This is a genomic window from Variovorax sp. VRV01 (assembly GCF_014852545.1).
Classification (GTDB): domain Bacteria; phylum Pseudomonadota; class Gammaproteobacteria; order Burkholderiales; family Burkholderiaceae_C; genus Variovorax; species Variovorax beijingensis_A.
In genome coordinates this window covers 39692-58439 of record NZ_JACVBS010000018.1, presented here as the reverse complement: position 1 = coordinate 58439, position 18748 = coordinate 39692, and the positions used below count along the sequence as shown (strand labels likewise).

General features: G+C 66.9%; 18 protein-coding genes. 1 reads left to right on the top strand and 17 read right to left on the bottom strand.

Features of this window, described 5'->3' with window-relative positions; genetic code table 11:
* Positions 1-40: 40 nt before the first annotated feature.
* A complete protein-coding gene (locus IB278_RS26360; RefSeq protein WP_192326695.1) occupies positions 41-601 on the top strand; it encodes a YggT family protein in 561 nt (186 codons plus the stop codon).
* A gap of 12 nt (positions 602-613) precedes the next feature.
* Here the strand turns inward: IB278_RS26360 and accD are convergent, their stop codons facing one another.
* The 17 genes from accD to sdhD all read right to left on the bottom strand — a co-directional run bounded on the left by accD (position 614) and on the right by sdhD (position 18738).
* Positions 614-1486, bottom strand: a complete 873-nt coding sequence (gene accD / locus IB278_RS26355; protein ID WP_012746558.1) for an acetyl-CoA carboxylase, carboxyltransferase subunit beta — start codon at positions 1484-1486, stop codon at positions 614-616.
* A gap of 63 nt (positions 1487-1549) precedes the next feature.
* A complete protein-coding gene (trpA, locus tag IB278_RS26350) occupies positions 1550-2407 on the bottom strand; it encodes a tryptophan synthase subunit alpha (protein WP_192326693.1) in 858 nt (285 codons plus the stop codon).
* Positions 2408-2478: 71 nt separating this feature from the next.
* Positions 2479-3756, bottom strand: a complete 1278-nt coding sequence (gene trpB / locus IB278_RS26345; protein ID WP_145741466.1) for a tryptophan synthase subunit beta — start codon at positions 3754-3756, stop codon at positions 2479-2481.
* Between the two features lie 49 nt (positions 3757-3805).
* Positions 3806-4501 (bottom strand): phosphoribosylanthranilate isomerase, encoded by a 696-nt coding sequence (locus tag IB278_RS26340; protein WP_145741468.1) that lies wholly within the window; start codon positions 4499-4501, stop codon positions 3806-3808.
* Complete coding sequence (gene truA, locus IB278_RS26335) at positions 4498-5310, bottom strand: tRNA pseudouridine(38-40) synthase TruA (protein ID WP_145741470.1); 813 nt, start codon at positions 5308-5310, stop codon at positions 4498-4500. The genes IB278_RS26340 and truA overlap by 4 nt, the downstream gene beginning before the upstream one ends.
* Before the next feature lie 33 nt (positions 5311-5343).
* Positions 5344-8088: a FimV/HubP family polar landmark protein gene (locus tag IB278_RS26330; RefSeq protein WP_412556337.1), complete on the bottom strand. Its 2745-nt coding sequence runs from the start codon at positions 8086-8088 to the stop codon at positions 5344-5346.
* A gap of 224 nt (positions 8089-8312) precedes the next feature.
* Entirely contained in the window at positions 8313-9455 is a 1143-nt protein-coding gene (gene asd, locus IB278_RS26325; protein WP_192326647.1) for an aspartate-semialdehyde dehydrogenase, read from the bottom strand.
* A gap of 91 nt (positions 9456-9546) precedes the next feature.
* A complete protein-coding gene (gene leuB, locus IB278_RS26320) occupies positions 9547-10635 on the bottom strand; it encodes a 3-isopropylmalate dehydrogenase (protein WP_145741476.1) in 1089 nt (362 codons plus the stop codon).
* A gap of 40 nt (positions 10636-10675) precedes the next feature.
* The gene (gene leuD, locus IB278_RS26315; protein WP_192326645.1) at positions 10676-11326 is read right to left on the bottom strand and encodes a 3-isopropylmalate dehydratase small subunit; all 651 of its coding nucleotides are present in this window, start codon (positions 11324-11326) and stop codon (positions 10676-10678) included.
* Positions 11327-11345: 19 nt separating this feature from the next.
* Complete coding sequence (gene leuC / locus IB278_RS26310; protein WP_145741480.1) at positions 11346-12767, bottom strand: 3-isopropylmalate dehydratase large subunit; 1422 nt, start codon at positions 12765-12767, stop codon at positions 11346-11348.
* Positions 12768-12815: 48 nt separating this feature from the next.
* On the bottom strand, positions 12816-13769 hold the full coding sequence (locus IB278_RS26305; RefSeq protein ID WP_145741482.1) for a LysR substrate-binding domain-containing protein: 954 nt from the start codon (positions 13767-13769) through the stop codon (positions 12816-12818).
* Positions 13770-13885: 116 nt separating this feature from the next.
* Positions 13886-14026, bottom strand: coding sequence for an entericidin A/B family lipoprotein (locus IB278_RS26300; RefSeq protein ID WP_145741484.1), 141 nt, complete (start codon positions 14024-14026; stop codon positions 13886-13888).
* A 123-nt stretch (positions 14027-14149) separates the two neighbouring features.
* Positions 14150-15460 (bottom strand): citrate synthase, encoded by a 1311-nt coding sequence (gene gltA / locus IB278_RS26295; RefSeq protein ID WP_021006166.1) that lies wholly within the window; start codon positions 15458-15460, stop codon positions 14150-14152.
* A 24-nt stretch (positions 15461-15484) separates the two neighbouring features.
* On the bottom strand, positions 15485-15808 hold the full coding sequence (locus IB278_RS26290; protein WP_145741486.1) for a succinate dehydrogenase assembly factor 2: 324 nt from the start codon (positions 15806-15808) through the stop codon (positions 15485-15487).
* Between the two features lie 19 nt (positions 15809-15827).
* Positions 15828-16529, bottom strand: a complete 702-nt coding sequence (locus IB278_RS26285; RefSeq protein WP_012746572.1) for a succinate dehydrogenase iron-sulfur subunit — start codon at positions 16527-16529, stop codon at positions 15828-15830.
* A 27-nt stretch (positions 16530-16556) separates the two neighbouring features.
* A complete protein-coding gene (gene sdhA, locus IB278_RS26280) occupies positions 16557-18365 on the bottom strand; it encodes a succinate dehydrogenase flavoprotein subunit (RefSeq protein ID WP_145741488.1) in 1809 nt (602 codons plus the stop codon).
* Positions 18366-18372: 7 nt separating this feature from the next.
* Entirely contained in the window at positions 18373-18738 is a 366-nt protein-coding gene (gene sdhD / locus IB278_RS26275) for a succinate dehydrogenase, hydrophobic membrane anchor protein (protein WP_028254163.1), read from the bottom strand.
* Positions 18739-18748: the final 10 nt, after the last annotated feature.

The window sequence follows — 18748 nt, the reverse complement described above, 5'->3', positions numbered from 1 at the left end:
TTGCATGGCTATCATCGCATTCCCCTCACGACCGCGCCCCATGCTCTACCAGATCCCCTCGTTCCTTCTCGACGTGATCGTCGGCCTGCTCGGCGGCGCCTGCCTGCTGCGCCTTTACATGCAGTACCACCGGGTGCCCTTCGGCAATCCGCTCGGGCGCTTCATCTTCGCGATCACCGACTGGATCGTGCTGCCGCTGCGCCGCATCGTGCCGCCCGTGAAGCGCTGGGACCTGGCGAGCGCCATTGCGGCCTGGCTGCTCGTGCTGGCGAAGTTCCTGCTGCTGTGGCTCCTGATCGGCAACCTGGGCCGGATTGCCACCCTGCCGCTCGTTTCGCTGGTGGGGCTGCTGCAGCTTGCGGTTTCTGGCCTCACGGCGCTGCTGGTGGTCTATGCCGTGCTGTCGTGGATACCGGGCGCGTCGCCGATGCTGCTCGACCTCATTTCCCGGCTGGCCGAACCGCTGGTGCGGCCGTTTCGGCGGTTCATTCCGCTGATCGGCGGCGTGGACCTGTCGCCCCTGGCCGCCATCGTGGTGCTGCAGGTGATTGCGATCGTGCTGGGCAACCTGCTGGTCTGGGCTTACCGGCTGGGCGCCTGAGCGATCTCCTGGTCAGCTGACTGCGTCGGCCGGCTGGCGCAGCAGCATCGCGAGCGTGCTCGCAATGGTCTTGCGCAGCTCGCGGCGGTCGCTGATGAAGTCGATCGCGCCCTTGGTCTGCAGGAACTCCGCGCGCTGGAAGCCTTCGGGCAAGGTTACGCGCACGGTCGATTCGATCACGCGCGGGCCGGCAAAGCCAATCAGCGCCTTGGGTTCGGCAATGACCACGTCGCCCACGAAGGCGAAGCCGGCCGAGACGCCGCCCATGGTCGGGTCGGTCAGCACGCTGATGTAGGGCAGGCCCTTCTTCGCGAGGCGCGTCAGCGCCGCGTTGGTCTTGGCCATCTGCATGAGCGAGAGCAGGCCTTCCTGCATGCGGGCGCCGCCGGTGGCGGTGAAGCAGATGAACGGCACTTTCTGTTCGATGGCCGTCTCGACGCCGCGCACGAAGCGCTCGCCGACCACGCTGCCCATGCTGCCGCCCATGAACTCGAATTCGAAGCAGGCCACGACCACGCTGATGCTGTGGACCGAGCCGCCCATGACGACCAGGGCGTCGGTCTCGCCGGTGTTCTCCAGCGCTTCCTTGAGCCGTTCGGGGTACTTGCGGCTGTCCTTGAACTTGAGCGCGTCGACCGGCAGCACTTCCTGTCCCACTTCGTAGCGGCCTTCGGCGTCGAGGAAGGCGTCGAGCCGCGCGCGGGCGCCGATGCGGTGGTGGTGGCTGCAGCTCGGGCAGACGTTCTGGTTGTGCTCGAGGTCGGTCTTGTAGAGAACGGTCTCGCAGGCGGGGCACTTGATCCACAGGCCCTCGGGCACCTGGCGGCGCTCCGACGGGTCGGTTTGTGCGATCTTGGCGGGTAGCAGTTTTTCAAGCCAGCTCATAGGACTCCGATTTAGCTCCCCTCTCCCGCGTGCGGAAGAGGGGCTGGGTGAGGGCAGCAGCGATTATCGGCCAGCCGCGTTCTTGGGGGTAGCCGCCGGCAGCGCGTCCAGCGCCTCCCGGATGCCGGCGAGGAATTCGCGCACCGCGGGCACCACCTTCTCGCGCGGCTGCCCGTCGATCAGCTGGATGATCCTGGTGCCGATCACGACGGCGTCGGCGGCCGAACCCACGGCCTGGGCGGTGCGCGCGTCGCGGATGCCGAAACCCACGCCCACCGGGATGCTCACATGCTCGCGGATGCGCGGGATCATCTGGCCGACCGCTTCGGTGTCGAGGTGGCCGGCGCCCGTCACGCCCTTGAGCGACACGTAGTAGACATAGCCGCTCGCGATGCGCGCGACCTGCGCCATGCGCTCGCTGGTGCTGGTGGGGGCGAGCAGGAAGATCAGGTCGATGCCTGCGGCCTTCAGGTCGGCCGCGAAGTCCTCGCACTCCTCGGGCGGGTAGTCGACCACCAGGAGGCCGTCGACGCCGGCGGCCGATGCATCGCGGATGAAGGCCTTCTTGCCGTGCACGAGGTCATAGCGCTCGACCGGGTTCGCATAGCCCATCAGCACCACGGGCGTGGTCGCGTCCTTCTGGCGGAAGGCGGCCACCATGGCGAGCACCTGCTTCATGCCGACGCCTAGCGCCAGCGCGGCCTCGCCGGCCTTCTGGATCACCGGGCCGTCGGCCATCGGGTCGGAAAACGGCACGCCGAGCTCGATCACGTCGGCGCCCGCCTCGACCATGCCGTGCATCAGCTCGGGCGTGATGTCGGCAAAGGGGAAGCCGGCCGTGACGTAGGGAATCAGGGCCCTGCGGCCTTGCGACTGGAGTGTCTTGAAGGTAGCGGCAATGCGGCCGGTACGGGCCCCCACGCTTGCCACTTCGTGTGCTGCGCTGCCCCCCGAGGGGGCGTTCGCACCTTGGAGCGGTCCTGCGGTGCTCATCACTTGCCTCCCTTCACGCTCAGGCCGCGCATCGAGGGTCGGTCGTAGAAATCGACGCCCGACAGGTCGGCGACGGTGCCGATGTCCTTGTCGCCGCGGCCCGAAAGGTTCACGAGGATCGACTGGTCCGGCCGCATGGTCTTGGCGAGTTTCATGGCGTAGGCCACGGCGTGGCTCGATTCGAGGGCCGGAATGATGCCTTCGGTGCGGCACAGGTAGTGAAAGGCTTCGAGCGCCTCGGTGTCGGTGATGCCGACGTATTCGGCGCGGCCGATGTCGGCCAGGTAGGCGTGCTCGGGGCCGACGCCGGGGTAGTCGAGGCCGGCGCTGATGCTGTGGGTTTCGGTCACCTGGCCGTCCTCGTTCTGCAGCAGGTAGGTGCGGTTGCCGTGCAGCACGCCCGGGCTGCCGCGCAGGATGGAAGCCGAGTGCTTGCCGCTGTCGAGCCCTTCGCCCGCGGCCTCCACGCCGATCAGGCGCGTGCCTTCGAACGGAATGTAGGGATGGAAGATGCCCATCGCGTTGCTGCCGCCGCCCACGCAGGCCACCACCACGTCGGGCTGCCGGCCCTCGGCTTCGCCGGTGATGCCCTGGGCCGCGAGCATGGCGGGCATCTGGTCGATGCACTCGGTGCCGATCACGCTCTGGAAGTCGCGCACCATGGTCGGGTAGGGGTGCGGGCCGGCCACGGTGCCGATGATGTAGAAGGTGTTCTCCACGTTCGTGACCCAGTCGCGCATGGCCTCGTTGAGCGCGTCCTTCAGCGTCTTGCTGCCTGATTCCACCGGCACCACGGTGGCGCCCAGCAGGTTCATGCGGTAGACGTTGGGGCTCTGGCGCTTGACGTCCTGGCTGCCCATGTAGACCACGCATTCAAGGCCGTAGCGCGCGCAGATGGTGGCGGTGGCCACGCCGTGCTGGCCGGCGCCGGTTTCGGCGATCACGCGGGGCTTACCCATGCGGCGCGCGAGCATCGCCTGGCCGATCACGTTGTTGATCTTGTGCGCGCCGGTGTGGTTCAAGTCTTCGCGCTTCAGGTAGATCTGCGCGCCGCCCATCTCGCGGCTGGTGCGTGCGGCGTGGTAGACCGGCGAGGGCCGGCCGACGAAGTGCTTCAGCTCGTAGTGGAATTCGGCGAGGAAGGCCGGGTCGTTCTTGTACTTCGCGTAGGCGTCGCGCAGCTCGTTGATCGCGTGGGTGAGCGTTTCGCTCGCGAAGGTGCCGCCGTAGTTGCCGAAGTGGCCGGTGGCGTCGGGTTGCTGGTAGTTGCTTTGCATGGTTCTCGATCGGTGGGCCGCAGCCCGAAATCACGATCGGGTGCGGCGGCTAACTGGAGAAGGAGGCGTCGGCGGCTCTGACGGCTGCGACGAATTGCCGGATCTTGCCGGCGTCCTTCAGGCCCTTGTTCCCGGGACCGTCGATTTCGACGCCCGAGCTCACATCAACGGACAGCGTCTTGCAGCGCGTCCGCAGGATGCGAATGCCATCGCTCACGTTTGCAGGTGTGAGCCCACCACTCAAGACGAGGTGAGCGTCGACGGCGGGTGGAAGAAGTGACCAATCGAATGCCTTGCCGCCACCGCCATAACCTTCGACATGGGCGTCGAGCAGGATGGCCTGGGCGTGGGAGTAATCGGATGCGTATTTTACGAGGTCGAAGCCCGCTCCGGCGGCGCCCAGCGGAATACGGGCCGCGCGCATGTAGCGAAAGCGCCCCGGGCCGGTGGCCTGCTCGCACTGTTCGGGCGTTTCTTCGCCGTGGAACTGCGCGATCGCGCCCTTCACGCGAGAGAGGGCTGCTATGACTTTGGAAGCATCCTCGTTCACGAACAGCAGCACCGGCGTGATGAAGGGCGGCAGGCGGGAGGCGAGTTCGGCGGCGCGCTCGGCCGTCACGGCGCGGGGGCTTTTCGCATAGAGCACGAAGCCGATGGCATCGGCGCCGGCCTCGATGGCGGCATCCACGTCGGCCTCGCGCGTGAGGCCGCAGATCTTGATGCGGGTGCGGGGAGCGGCAGTCATGGCGGCCCATCATAAGGAGCGCCGCCGGCCTGCAGCGTGGCCTCGGCCGGCAGACCCCACTTGGCGTCGTACAACGGCCCGAGAAAATACAACCCGTTGGCCGAGAAGGTCGGCGCCGCCACCTTGCGGCTGCGCGCCTCGAGCACCTCGGTGATCCATTCGGGCCGTTCGTCGCCGCGGCCGATGCGCACGAGGCAGCCCATCAGGTTGCGGATCATGTGGTGCAGGAAGGCATCGGCCTCGAACTCGAAATGCCAGCGGCAGCGGTCGCCGCTGCCGTGGCGCGTGATTTCGATGCGCCGCAGGTCCTTGACCGGCGAGCGCGCCTGGCAGGCCGAGGCGCGGAACGAGCTGAAGTCGTGCCGGCCCACCAAGAGGGCGGCGGCGGCGCGCATCGCATCGCCGTCGAGCGGATGCATCGACCAGCCGACCCGGCCCGAATCGAGGCTGGGCCGAACGGGCGACTGCGACAGCACGTAGAGGTAGCGCCGCGCGAGTGCGCTGGCGCGGCAATGGAATTCGCCCGGCACCGGCTGGGCCCACTGCACGGCGATGTCGTCGGGCAGGAAGCGGTTGGTGCCGCGCACCCAGGAGAACGGCTCGCGTTCGACGGCGGTGTCGAAGTGCACCACCTGCATCAGCGCATGCACGCCGGCGTCGGTGCGGCCCGCGCACAGCGTGCCGATGGGCTGCGCCGCGAACTTGGCGAGCGCCGCTTCGAGCTTGTCCTGCACCGTGCGGCCCGAGCGCTGGCTCTGCCAGCCCTCGTACGCCTGGCCGTTGTAGCGGATGCCTAGCGCCAGCCTCACGAATTCAGGAGCAACAGCGGAAAAAGCCGCTCGTCAGCGCAGTTCGGCGAGCAATTGCCTCGCCTGCGACTTGAGGTCGCCGGCGCTTTCGGCTTCGACTTCCTCGACCAGCGAGCGGGCGCCTTCAACGTCGCCAATGGCCTGCAGTTCGCGCGCCAGCGACAGCTTGACGGCATGGGGGCTCTCGTCGCCATCGTCGTCCTGCGCGGCTTCGGCAGCGGGCCTTCCTGCGGCTTCGGCGGTGCCGGCCACCGGGCGGGAGGGCAGGCCGGCCAGCGCGCTCATGTCGAATTCGATGAAGCCCGAGTCCGCGGGCAGGCTGCCGCGCAGCCCGGCCGGGCGGGTGTTGGCATCGGCTTCGCCGAGCGCGCCGGGGCGGGTGATCGGCGACAGCGCGCCGGGGGCGGTGTCGAAGTCGTTTTCCAGGTCGACCGGTGCCGTGGGCGCATGGGCATGGCCGTTGGACAGTGGGGCGCTGCTGGCGGCCGGCGGCGCATAGGCCGTCTTCGGCAGGCTGGCACTCACCGGGGCCGGGGCGGGTGCCGGCGGCTGGCTCAGGTCCAGATCGAAGTCCAGCGGCGCGACCGAGGGCACGAAGGCTGGCGTGGCCGCGACGGGCGCGGGCGCCGGCGCTGCCGCCGGGGCTGGCGCGGGCTTGGCCGCTGCCGTGGCCAGGGCGCCCGCAAAGGCGGCGCTCTCGGCCGGGCTCACGCCGCGGGACGCGCCCGAGTCGTACAGCGGATTGCCCGGATCGAGGTCCTTGCCCATCTCGACCACGCGGTTCCAGTCGGCACCGGTGCCGTTGGTCAGCTTGTGCACTTCGGTCGCAAGGCCTTCATAGGCGCGGACGTCGCGGCGCTTGGCATGGATTTCGAGCAGCTTGAGGTGAATGGCCGTGCGGTCCGGATTCACGCGCAGGGCCTCGCGGAGGATTTCCTCGGCCTGCAGGTCGCGGCCGTAGGCCAGGTACACGTCCGCTTCGGCCACGGGATCGACGTCGCCCGCATCGAGCTGGCTCGGCGAGTACGACAGCGACGACACGGTGGAATCGCCGCGTTGCTTGGTGTCGACCGATTCGCCGCCGCTGGCGCCGAAGAACGAGTCCTTCGGAATGCGGCTTTCGAGGAACACGCTCTCGCTCATTTCTTCGCGGCGGCGGCCCAGCACGCGGTACAGCAGGAAGCCGACCAGCAAGGCGATCAGCGCCGCGCCGCCGAGCATCAGCGGGTTGTCCATCAGCTCTTCGAAGAAGCCGCGCTCCACCGGAGGCGGCGGAGGCGCTGCCTTGACGACCGGCTTGGGCGCCGGTGCAGGGGCGGCGGCCGCGGCGCTTGCCGCCGCTGCGGGAGCGGCCGGCGCAGCTTCGGAAGTCGCAGCAGGCACGGGCTCGGCCGCCGGAGCGGCGGGAGCCGCAGCAGCCGGTGCCGCTGCAGCTGGCGCGGGAGTCGTTGCGGGTGCTGCCGGTGCCGAAACAGCAGCGGGGGGCGTGGCGGGGGCGACGGGCGCAGCCACCGGGGCAGGGGCGGCGGCAGCAGGCGCCGCAGCGGGCGGTGCCGTGGTTGCGGCGACCCCCGGGGTGGGAACCGGAATGCCGGGGGCTGCCGGGGCGGGTGCCGGCGCCGAGCCAGCGGCTGGCGCCGCCGAACCGGTGGCTGCCTTGAGCTTGGCCAGTTCGTTGATGTTCTTCGACAGCTCGGCAACGCGGTTGTTGCTGTCCTGCGCCTGGCGGGCCTGCGCGACCTTTTCCTCGGCGGCGCGGGCTGCTGCGCTGCCCTGCGAGATCGTCAGCTTGTCAGGGGCGCTCGCCGCGGCGTTGCGGTCCTCGACATTGGCCTGCAGCTTGCCCGAAGCCTTGCGGTCGGCGGCGGCCACGTTGGACGTGGGTGCATTTTCGGCAAGGCGCTGGCGGTAGGCGCCGAAGTCGCGGCTCTGCGCAGTGATGGTGCGGCGCGCTTCCGACGGAAGAATGGCGCCGGCTTCGGCGGCGCTCGGCAGATCGAGCACGGCGCCGGCTTTCATGCGGTTGACGTTGCCGCCAACGAATGCATCGGGATTGGCAAGCAGGAGCGCCACCAGCATCTGGTCGAGCGAGATGTCGGCGGGCTTGTGGGCTCCGGCGATCTTGCTGGCGGTGTCGCCGCGCTGGACCGTGACCTGTTCGCCGCCGCCAGCCGGGCGAGCCGGTGCTGTGGCGCCGGGCGCCTGCGGTGCGGCCGTGGCGGGCACCGGCGCGGCCGGGGCTGTAACCGGTGCGACGGGCGCGCGCTCGCGGCGTGCGCGTGCTGCCGCGGCAGCCGGACGTTCCACAGGCGGCGGCGTGCTCACCTGGGGCGTGGCGGGCGCGATGGACGCGCTCGGCGCCGCCTGGCGCGTGGCCGGCGGATCGAGCAACACGGTGTAGTCGCGCACCATCCGGCCCGACGAGCCGTTGGCTTCGAGCAGCAGGTCGACGAAGGGATCGTTGAGCGGACGGCTGCCGGTGAGCCGGACGACGTACTGGCCGCCCGCGCGGCGCTGCAGCGTGGCCTTGACGTCTCTCAACGCATCGTTGTAGGGGACGCCCGCGTTCTTGAAGGCGTCGGCACTGGCGACGTTGATCTTCAGGCTCTCCGCTTCGGCGGCAGCCATTTCGGTCACGTCGATTTCGGCGCGGAGCGGTTCGCCCAGTGCTGACTGCACCTTCAGCTGCCCGAGCGCGAAGGCGCTGGCGCCGGTGCTTGCAATACCCAGGACCACGGCGACGGCCGTACCCAGAACGGAGAGGCGAAGGCCGTTCAAGGGCAGGGAGGGGCGAGCGGCCGATGGGCGGGCCGCGGGCAACAGATGTCTTGTCATGCTGATAGGGGCGGCTCAGGCCCAGAATTTGTAAGAGGACGTTAGCATCATCACCGGGTACTGACAAGGCAGTGCGCCTGTTCTACCCAGTGCGCGCATACTTACGCACACATTCAGTGTTGCCGCATGGCAACACTTGGGGTCCATGGAGAGCCTGCGCGCCCCCATCAACCCTCGAGCAGGATGCGCAGCATGCGGCGCAGCGGTTCCGCCGCACCCCACAGCAACTGGTCGCCGATGGTGAAGGCGCCGACGTACTCGGGGCCCATTGCCAGCTTGCGGATGCGGCCGACCGGGATGTTCATGGTGCCCGTCACCGCCACCGGCGTCAGGTCCTTCAGCGTTGCTTCACGGGTGTTCGGCACGACGCTGGCCCAGGGGTTGTCCGCGGCAATCATCGCTTCGATGTCGGCCACGGGCACGTCCTTCTTGAGCTTGAAGGTCAGCGCCTGGCTGTGGCAGCGCATCGCGCCGATGCGCACGCAGAAGCCGTCGACCGGCACGGCGGCGGTGCCGAAGCCCGCGCCCTGGCCGAGGATCTTGTTGGTTTCCGCGCCGGCCTTCCATTCTTCCTTGGACATGCCGTCGCCCAGGTCCTTGTCGATCCAGGGAATCAGCGAGCCGCCCAGCGGTGCGCCGAAGTTGGCGGTTTCGGAAGCGCTGAGGTTCTGCTGCCTGTGCAGCACCTTGCGGTCGATCTCGAGGATGGCCGACTTGGGGTCGTCGAGCAGCGCGCGCACCTCGGCGTTGAGCGTGCCGAACTGGGTCAGCAACTCGCGCATGTGCTGCGCGCCGCCGCCCGAAGCCGCCTGGTAGGTCATGCTGGTCATCCACTCGACCAGGCCCGCCTTGTAAAGGGCGCCCACGCCCATCAGCATGCAGCTCACGGTGCAGTTGCCGCCGATCCAGTTCTTGCCGCCCTTGGCGAGCGCGTTCTGGATCACCGGCAGGTTGACGGGATCGAGCACGATGACCGCGTCGTCCTGCATGCGCAGCGTGGAGGCGGCGTCAATCCAGTGGCCGCTCCAGCCGGCGGCGCGCAGCTTGGGGAACACCTCGCTGGTGTAGTCGCCGCCCTGGCAGGTGATGACGATGTCGCACTTCTTCAGTGCTTCGATGTCGTTCGCATCCTTGAGCGCGGTCTCGTTCCTGGCCATGGCCGGGGCCTTGCCGCCGGCGTTGGAAGTCGAGAAGAAGACCGGCTCGATGAGCCCGAAGTCGCCTTCGGCCTGCATGCGGTCCATCAGAACCGAGCCGACCATGCCGCGCCAGCCCACGAGGCCGACCAGAGGTTGAGATGCGTTCGCCATTTCAGTTTGCCCTTATGAAAAAAGAAAGAAGTTGTCTTTTCTTGCCCCCGACTCGTCGAGCCGGGGAGGGGCGTGACGAAGCGGGCTGCGGTTAGCCGGTAATCGTCTTTTTGGTGATTGCTGCAACAACCGCATCGCCCATTTCGCGGGTGCCGACGCGCTTGGTGCCTTCTGACCAGATGTCACCGGTGCGCAGGCCGGAGGCGAGCACGTGCTTGACCGCCGACTCGATCCGGTCGGCAGCTTCGGCTTGGTTGAGTGAAAAACGGAGCATCATGGCAGCGGACAGTATTGTAGCCAATGGATTGGCAACCCCTTTGCCGGCAATGTCGGGCGCGCTGCCGTGGCTGGGCTCGTACAGGCCCTGGTTGCTCGAATTGAGCGAGGCCGAGGGCAGCATGCCGATGGAGCCGGTGAGCATGGCGGCCTCGTCCGAGAGGATGTCGCCGAACATGTTGCCGGTGACGATCACGTCGAACTTCTTGGGTGCCTTCACGAGCTGCATGGCCGCGTTGTCGACGTACATGTGGTCGAGCTCGATGTCCGGATAGTCCTTGTGCACCTCGGTCACGATGTCCTTCCAGAACTGGAAGGTCTCCAGCACATTGGCCTTGTCGACGCTGGTCACGCGCTTGCTGCGCTTGCGTGCGGCCTCGAAGGCGACGCGGGCGATGCGCTCGACCTCGGGGCGCGAATAACGCATGGTGTCGAAAGCCTCGTCGGCACCCGGAAAGTGTCCGTCGACGGCCGTGCGGCGGCCGCGCGGCTGGCCGAAGTAGATGTCGCCGGTCAGCTCGCGGATGATGAGGATGTCCAGGCCCGAAATCAGCTCGGGCTTGAGGCTCGAGGCACCCACCAGCTGCTCGTAGCAGATGGCCGGGCGGAAGTTCGCGAACAGGCCGAGGTTCTTGCGCAGGCCCAGGATGGCCTGCTCCGGGCGCAGCGGGCGGTCGAGCTTGTCGTACTTCCAGTCGCCGACCGCGCCGAACAGCACCGCGTCCGCTTCCTTGGCGAGCTTGAGCGTGGCTTCGGGCAGCGGGTGGCCGTGCGCTTCGTAGGCCGCGCCGCCGACCAGCGCCGTTTCCATCTCGAAAGAGAGGTCGAGCGCGTCGAGCACGCGGATGGCTTCGGCCACGATTTCGGTGCCGATGCCGTCGCCCGGGAGAACTGCGATTTTCATGATTGGGTCTGAGGTTTTTTGAAAAAGGAAATGCGGTCGATCACGAGATCATCGTGTGCGCGAGCCAGGGCTTCTGCGCCAGCCGCTCGGCCTCGAAGGCCTTGATCTTGTCCTTGTGGCGCAGCGTGAGGCCAATGTCGTCCAGGCCGTTGATCAGGCAGTACTTGCGGAAGGCCTGCACGTCGAACGCGAACTCGCCGCCATCGGGCTTCACGACCACCTGGCGTTCCAGGTCGATGGTGAGCGTGTAGCCGGGGAAGGCGAAGGTCTCATCGAACAGCTGCGCCACCTGCGCCTCGGGCAGCACGATCGGCAGCAGGCCGTTCTTGAAGCTGTTGTTGAAGAAGATGTCGGCATAGCTCGGCGCGATGATCGCGCGGAAGCCGTACTGGTCGAGCGCCCACGGCGCATGCTCGCGCGACGAGCCGCAGCCGAAGTTCTTGCGCGCCAAAAGGATCGAGGCGCCGGCGTAGCGCGGCTGGTTCAGCACGAAGTCGGGGTTCGGCTTGCGGCTGGCCGGGTCCTGGCCCGGAAAGCCGGCGTCCAGGTAGCGCCATTCGTCGAACAGGTTCTGGCCGAAGCCGGTGCGCTTGATCGACTTGAGGAACTGCTTCGGAATGATCGCGTCGGTGTCGACGTTCTCGCGGTCCATGGGGGCCACGAGGCCCTTGTGCACGGTGAATTTCTGCATGTGTTGCTCCAGATCCGGATCAGGCGAAGGTGCGCACGTCGACGAAGTGGCCGTGCACCGCGGCCGCGGCGGCCATGGCCGGGCTCACGAGGTGGGTGCGGCCGCCGGCTCCCTGGCGGCCTTCGAAGTTGCGGTTGCTGGTGGAGGCGCAGCGCTCGCCGGGCTCCAGGCGGTCGGCGTTCATGGCCAGGCACATCGAGCAGCCGGGCTCGCGCCATTCGAAGCCCGCGGCCTTGAAGATCAGGTCGAGCCCTTCGCGCTCGGCCTGCTCCTTCACCACGCCCGATCCGGGCACCACCAGCGCGAGCTTGACGTTCTTGGCCACTTTCTGGCCCAGCTTCTTCACCACGGCGGCGGCTTCGCGCATGTCCTCGATGCGGCTGTTGGTGCACGAGCCGATGAACACCTTGTCGACGAAGATGTCGTTCATCGCCTTGTTCGGCTCCAGGCCCATGTAGACCAGCGCACGCTCGATGGCGCTGCGCTTGCTGGCGTCCTTTTCCTTGTCGGGATCTGGCACGCGGCCGTTGATGTCGACCACCATCTCGGGCGAGGTGCCCCAGGTGACCTGCGGCTGGATCTGCGTGGCGTCGAGTTCGACCACGGCGTCGAACGTGGCGCCGGGGTCGGACTGCAGCGTGCGCCAGTAGGCCACGGCCTGGTCCCACTCCACACCCGTGGGTGCGAGCGGCCGGCCCTTGACGTAGCTGATCGTCTTTTCGTCGACCGCCACGAGGCCGGCGCGCGCACCGGCCTCGATGGCCATGTTGCAGACCGTCATGCGGCCTTCCATGCTCAGGTCGCGGATCGCCGAGCCCGCGAACTCGATCGTGTAGCCCGTGCCGCCGGCCGTGCCGATCTTGCCGATGATGGCCAGCACGATGTCCTTGGCGGTGCAGCCGAAGGGCAGCTTGCCCTCGACCTTCACGAGCATGTTCTTCGCCTTCTTGCCGAGCAGCGTCTGCGTGGCCATGACGTGCTCGACCTCGCTGGTGCCGATGCCGTGCGCGAGCGCGCCGAAGGCGCCGTGGGTGGAGGTGTGCGAGTCGCCGCAGACCACGGTCATGCCGGGCAGCGTGGCGCCCGATTCGGGCCCGATCACGTGCACGATGCCCTGGCGCTTGCTCAGGAACGGAAAGAACGCGGCGGCGCCGAATTCCGCGATGTTCTTGTCGAGCGTGGTGACCTGCTCCTTGCTGGTCGGGTCGGCAATGCCTTCATAGCCGCGCTCCCAGCCGGTGGTCGGCGTGTTGTGGTCGGCCGTGGCCACCACCGAGCTGATGCGCCACAGCTTGCGGCCGGCCACGCGCAGGCCCTCGAAGGCCTGCGGGCTGGTGACTTCGTGCACCAGATGGCGGTCGATGTAGAGGATCGCGGTGCCGTCTTCCTCGGTGTGGACGACGTGTTCGTCCCAGATCTTGTCGTAGAGCGTGCGTGCCATGTCGTTCTCTTCTCTTGTCTTTCGTGGGGAGGTGGATTGTCTTGCGTTCTAGGCGGCGAGCGGCTCGGCAGCATCGTGGGCGGCCGTGGGCGTGTGCAGATGGTTGACCAGCGTGCGCGCGGCCACCGGCAGGGTGGAGAAGTCGCGCGCCACCAGGCGAATCTCGCGCCGGGACCAGGCGTCGTTCAGCGCCACGCTGCGCAGGCGGCTGCCGATGCCCGCCTGCAGCAGTTCGAAGGCGCGCTGCGGCATCACGCCGATGCCCAGCCCGTTGTCGATCATGCGGCACATCGCGTCGAGCCCGGTCACGTGGATGCGCAGCCTGACGCTGCGGCCGGCCTCGAGCGCGGCCTGGTGCATCGCCACGTAGATCGAGCTATTGGTGTGCAGGCCGACGTGGTCGAAATCGAGCGAGGCGGCGAAGTCGATCGGCCCCTGGGCGGCCAGCGGGTGCCCGGCCGGCGCGATCAGCACGAGCCGGTCGTGGCGGTAGGGCAGGGTCTGCAGCTCGTTGGTGCCGTCGGGAATGTGGCAGATGCCGAGGTCGGCCGCACCCTCCTGGACTGCGCGCACCACCTCGTTGCTCAGGTGCTCCTCGAGGTCGATCTTGATCGCATCGTGCTCGCGCGTGAAGGCGCCGAGGTCTTCCGGCAGAAACTGCACGATGGCCGAGATGTTGGCATGCACGCGCACATGGCCGCGCACACCCTCGGCGTATTCGCTGAGCTCGCCCTGCATCTTCTCGAGGCTGTAGAGCACCGAGCGCGCATGGTGCAGCAGGCTTTCGCCCGCAGGGGAAAGATCGACGCCGCGCGCATGGCGGTAGAGGAGGGTGGTGCCCAGCGTGGCTTCGAGGTCCGACAGCCGCTTGCTGATGGCCGAAGCGGCAATGAATTCGCGCTCCGCGGCGCGCCCGATGCTGCCGAGTTCGCAAACAGCCACGAACAGCTGCAGCGACGTGAGGTCGATGCGCCGTGCGAAATTGCGTTCGGAAGAGGTCATACGGGTCTTGGCATCTCGTATGGAGATGGAAGCCCGTATTTTCCCCTTGTTTTCAGGCCTGAGTCATCGTCATGCGCGATGACATTACTGTCGGCGCGCGATGAGCAAAAGAGGCGTCATTGGCGCTTCTTGGCCGAATCCTCCATCTTTTCACCTGCCTTCTGCACGTCCTGGCCGGCTCCCCTCCAAGTGTTGCAACCCGACAGTGGCACGGCAAGAGCAAATGCGACAGCGAACAATGCGACAAGCGATTTCATGATGAAACTCCTTCGACTAAGTGCTCTGCAGGCTATCGCCGGCTTCGCGGCGCCGGATGTCAGCCAAGACGCAAAAAAGCTGCCCGAGGGCAGCTTTCCGGCTTGAGCGCAAGCAGCGCGCGTTCAGCGCTTGCCGATGGGCTGCACGTCGCGCTTGGGCGAGCCTTCGAACAGCTGGCGCGGGCGGCCGATCTTGTACTCGGGGTCGCCGATCATTTCGTTCAGTTGCGCAATCCAGCCGACCGTGCGGGCCAGCGCGAAGATCGCGGTGAACAGCGGCACCGGGATGCCGATGGCGCGCTGCACGATGCCCGAGTAGAAGTCGACGTTCGGGTAGAGCTTGCGCGACACGAAGTACTCGTCTTCCAGCGCGATCTTCTCGAGTTCCTTGGCGAGCTTGAACAGCGGGTCTTGTTCCAGGCCCAGCTCGGTCAGCACTTCGTTGCAGGTTTCCTGCATCAGCTTGGCGCGCGGGTCGTAGTTCTTGTACACGCGATGGCCGAAGCCCATGAGCTTGACGTTCGAGTTCTTGTCCTTGACCTTCTTGATGAACTCGCCGATCTTCTCCACGCCGCCTTCCTTCTGGATGTCGTAGAGCATGTTGAGCGCCGCTTCGTTGGCGCCGCCGTGGGCCGGGCCCCACAGGCATGCCACGCCGGCCGCAATGGCCGCGAAGGGGTTGGTGCCCGACGAGCCGCACAGGCGCACGGTCGAGGTCGAGGCGTTCTGCTCGTGGTCCGCGTGCAGGATGAAGATGCGGTCGAGCGCGCGCTCGAGCACCGGGTTCACCTTGTACTCTTCGCACGGCGTGGCGAACATCATGTGCAGGAAGTTGCCCGCATAGCTGAGGTCGTTCTTCGGGTACATGTACGGCTGGCCGATCGTGTACTTGTAGGCCATGGCCACGAGCGTGGGCATCTTCGCGATCAGGCGGATCGCGGCGATCTCGCGGTGCTCGGGATTGTTGATGTCCGTGCTGTCGTGATAGAAGGCCGACAGTGCGCCCACCAGGCCGGTCATGATGGCCATCGGATGCGCGTCGCGGCGGAAGCCGCGCAGGAAGAACTGCATCTGCTCGTTGACCATCGTGTGGTTGGTCACGAGCTTGGTGAAGTTGGTCTTCTTGGCCTGGTCCGGCAGCTCGCCGTAGAGCAGCAGGTGGCAGGTCTCGAGGAAGTCGCAGTTGGTCGCGAGCTGCTCGATGGGGTAGCCGCGGTACAGCAGTTCGCCCTTGTCGCCGTCGATGTACGTGATGGCCGACTGGCAGGCGGCGGTCGACATGAAGCCCGGGTCATAGGTGAACATGCCGGTCTGCGCATACAGCTTGCGGATGTCGATCACGTCGGGGCCGACGGTGCCCTTGTAGATCGGCAGTTCGACGCTGTCTCCGCCGTTGCTGAACGACAGCGTGGCCTTGGTATCGGAAGCTTTCATTTCGGGTTTCTTTCAGAGGAGTATTCAGGAGGGCGAAGAGGAAACGGAGGTTGCGGGACGCTGCGCGCCGTCGGTGCGCATCAGCTGCAGCAACTCGACCACCTCGGCCCCGGCCCATGCGGGCTCGGGCTCCTTTCTTCGCAGGAGAAGATCGAGGAGATCGTTGTCCGACAGGTCCATCAAGGTCTCCATCGCTCCCGCCTGGCCGTTGGTCATGCGGGATTCGTGCCGCTCGAAGAAGCGGGCGATGAACAGGTCGTTCTCGAGCAGGCCGCGCCGGCAGCGCCATTTCAGCTTGCTCAGCGCGCGTTCGCTGATCAGCTCGGACGGGTCGGCGGCGGTTTGCATGGTTTCTCTCGGAAAAGGATCAGATGGCGCGGCGCACCATCAGTTCCTTGATCTTGCCGATCGCCTTGGTCGGGTTCAGGTTCTTCGGGCACACATCGACGCAGTTCATGATCGTGTGGCAGCGGAACAGGCGGTACGGGTCTTCGAGGTTGTCCAGGCGTTCGGCGGTGGCTTCGTCGCGGCTGTCGGCAATGAAGCGGTAGGCCTGCAGCAGGCCGGCCGGGCCCACGAACTTGTCGGGGTTCCACCAGAAGCTCGGGCAGCTGGTGGAGCAGCTCGCGCACAGGATGCACTCGTACAGGCCGTTGAGCTCGTCGCGCTCCTCGGGCGACTGCAGGCGCTCCTTCTCGGGCGGCACGTTGTCGTTCTGCAGGTACGGCTTGATCGAGTTGTACTGCTTGAAGAACTGCGTCATGTCCACGATCAAGTCGCGGATGACGGGCAGGCCCGGCAGCGGCTTGAGCACGATCGTGCCCTTGAGCGTGAGCATGTTGGTCAGGCAGGCCAGGCCGTTCTTGCCGTTGATGTTCATCGCGTCGGAGCCGCAGACGCCTTCGCGGCAGGAACGGCGGAACGACAGGGTCGGATCCTGCGCCTTGAGCTTCATCAGGGCGTCGAGCAGCATGCGCTCATGGCCGTCGAGTTCGATCTCGACCGTCTGCATGTAGGGCTTGGCGTCCTTGTCTGGGTCGTAGCGGTAGATCTGGAATGTGCGCTTCATCGTGAAACCTTGTGATGTTGTTCTTGTTTAGAACGTACGGACCTTGGGAGGAACGGAGTCGACCGTCAGCGGCTTGAGGTTGACCGGCTTGTAGGAGAGGCGGTTGTCCTGGCTGTACCAGAGCGTGTGCTTCATCCAGTTGGCGTCGTCGCGGCCGAGCGGCGCGACCGGGTCGTCGGCCGGGCGCTCGTAGTCCTCGACCGTGTGCGCGCCGCGGCATTCCGTGCGGGCGGCGGCCGAAACCATGGTGGCCTGCGCCACTTCGATCAGGTTGTCGACTTCGAGCGCCTCGATGCGTGCCGTGTTGAACACCTTCGACTTGTCCTTCAGGCCGATGGCGTTGACGCGCTCGCGCACGGCGGCGATCTTGACCACGCCCTCGTCCATCGAGGCCTGCTTGCGGAACACGGCGGCATGCTGCTGCATGACGGCGCGGATCTCGCCTGCCACGTCCTGCGCGTACTCGCCGCCGGTGGCGGCTTCGAGGCGGTTCAGGCGCTCCAGCGTGCGGTCGGCGGCATCGGCCGGCAGCGGCTTGTGCTCCTTGTGCTTGTCGTTGAACTCGACGATGTGGTTGCCGGCCGCGCGGCCGAACACCAGCAGGTCGAGCAGCGAATTGGTGCCCAGGCGGTTGGCGCCGTGCACGCTCACGCAAGAGCATTCGCCCACCGCATAGAGGCCGTTCACCACGGCGCTGTTCTGGTCGCCCTGCTGCACCACGACCTGGCCGTTGATGTTGGTGGGGATGCCGCCCATCTGGTAGTGGATGGTCGGCACCACGGGGATCGGCTCCTTGGTGATGTCGACGTTGGCGAAGTTCACGCCGATTTCGTACACCGAGGGCAGGCGCTTGTGGATGGTCTCGGCACCGAGGTGGTCGAGCTTCAGCAGCACGTAGTCCTTGTTGGGGCCACAGCCGCGGCCTTCCTTGATTTCCTGGTCCATCGAGCGCGAGACAAAGTCGCGCGGCGCCAGGTCCTTCAGCGTGGGCGCATAGCGCTCCATGAAGCGCTCGCCGTTGCTGTTGAGCAGGATGGCGCCTTCGCCGCGGCAGCCTTCGGTCAGCAGCACGCCGGCGCCGGCCACGCCGGTCGGGTGGAACTGCCAGAACTCCATGTCCTGCAGCGGGATGCCCGAACGTGCGGCCATGCCCAGGCCGTCGCCGGTGTTGATGAAGGCGTTGGTCGAGGCCTGGAAGATGCGGCCTGCGCCGCCGGTGGCCAGCAGCACGGTCTTGGCCTGCAGGATGTGCAGGTCGCCGGTTTCCATTTCGAGCGCGGTCACGCCGACCACGTCGCCTTCGGCGTCGCGGATCAGGTCGAGCGCCATCCACTCGACGAAGAACTGGGTGCGGGCTTCGACGTTCTTCTGGTAGAGCGTGTGCAGCATCGCGTGGCCGGTGCGGTCGGCCGCGGCGCAGGCGCGCTGCACGGGCTTCTCGCCGTAGTTGGCCGTGTGGCCGCCGAAGGGGCGCTGGTAGATGGTGCCGTCGGGGTTGCGGTCGAAGGGCATGCCGAAGTGCTCGAGCTCGTACACGACCTTCGGGGCCTCGCGGCACATGAATTCGATCGCATCCTGGTCGCCGAGCCAGTCGGAGCCCTTGATCGTGTCGTAGAAGTGGTAGTGCCAGTTGTCCTCGCTCATGTTGCCGAGCGAGGCGCCCACGCCGCCCTGGGCAGCGACGGTGTGCGAACGGGTGGGGAACACCTTGGAGAGCACGGCCACGTTCAGGCCGGCACGGGCCAGTTGCAGCGAGGCGCGCATGCCGGAGCCGCCGGCACCGACGATCACGACGTCGAACTTGCGCTTGGTGATTTGTTCTTTTGTGTAGGTCATGGTGGGGTCAGATCTTCCAAAGCACTTGAATGGCCCAACCCGCACAACCGACAAGCCAGACGATGGTGAAAATTTGCAGGGCAAGGCGAATGCCGACGGGCTGGACGTAGTCCATCCACACGTCGCGCATGCCGACCCACACGTGATAGAGCAGGGCGGCGATCACCGAGAAGGTCAGCACCTTCATCCACTGCGCCGCGAAGATGCCGGCCCAGAGGTCGTAGCCGATGGGACCGCGCGTGAAGATCAGCTGCGCGAGCAGGATGATCGTGAAGAGCGCCATCAGGCCGCCCGTGATGCGCTGGCTGAGCCAGTCGCGCAAACCGTAGTGCGCGCCGACGACGATGCGCTTGGAGCCGTAATTCACAGACATGGTTGGCTCC

Coding starts and splice junctions, on each gene's coding strand:
- IB278_RS26360 (WP_192326695.1), top strand. CDS start 41: ATGCTCTACCAGATCCCCTCGTTCCTTCTCGACGTGATCGTCGGCCTG.
- gltA (WP_021006166.1), bottom strand. CDS start 15,460: ATGAAAGCTTCCGATACCAAGGCCACGCTGTCGTTCAGCAACGGCGGA.
- asd (WP_192326647.1), bottom strand. CDS start 9,455: ATGGCGAACGCATCTCAACCTCTGGTCGGCCTCGTGGGCTGGCGCGGC.
- sdhD (WP_028254163.1), bottom strand. CDS start 18,738: ATGTCTGTGAATTACGGCTCCAAGCGCATCGTCGTCGGCGCGCACTAC.
- IB278_RS26305 (WP_145741482.1), bottom strand. CDS start 13,769: ATGACCTCTTCCGAACGCAATTTCGCACGGCGCATCGACCTCACGTCG.
- accD (WP_012746558.1), bottom strand. CDS start 1,486: ATGAGCTGGCTTGAAAAACTGCTACCCGCCAAGATCGCACAAACCGAC.
- leuD (WP_192326645.1), bottom strand. CDS start 11,326: ATGCAGAAATTCACCGTGCACAAGGGCCTCGTGGCCCCCATGGACCGC.
- leuC (WP_145741480.1), bottom strand. CDS start 12,767: ATGGCACGCACGCTCTACGACAAGATCTGGGACGAACACGTCGTCCAC.
- IB278_RS26285 (WP_012746572.1), bottom strand. CDS start 16,529: ATGAAGCGCACATTCCAGATCTACCGCTACGACCCAGACAAGGACGCC.
- leuB (WP_145741476.1), bottom strand. CDS start 10,635: ATGAAAATCGCAGTTCTCCCGGGCGACGGCATCGGCACCGAAATCGTG.
- sdhA (WP_145741488.1), bottom strand. CDS start 18,365: ATGACCTACACAAAAGAACAAATCACCAAGCGCAAGTTCGACGTCGTG.
- IB278_RS26290 (WP_145741486.1), bottom strand. CDS start 15,808: ATGCAAACCGCCGCCGACCCGTCCGAGCTGATCAGCGAACGCGCGCTG.
- IB278_RS26340 (WP_145741468.1), bottom strand. CDS start 4,501: ATGACTGCCGCTCCCCGCACCCGCATCAAGATCTGCGGCCTCACGCGC.
- IB278_RS26300 (WP_145741484.1), bottom strand. CDS start 14,026: ATGAAATCGCTTGTCGCATTGTTCGCTGTCGCATTTGCTCTTGCCGTG.
- trpB (WP_145741466.1), bottom strand. CDS start 3,756: ATGCAAAGCAACTACCAGCAACCCGACGCCACCGGCCACTTCGGCAAC.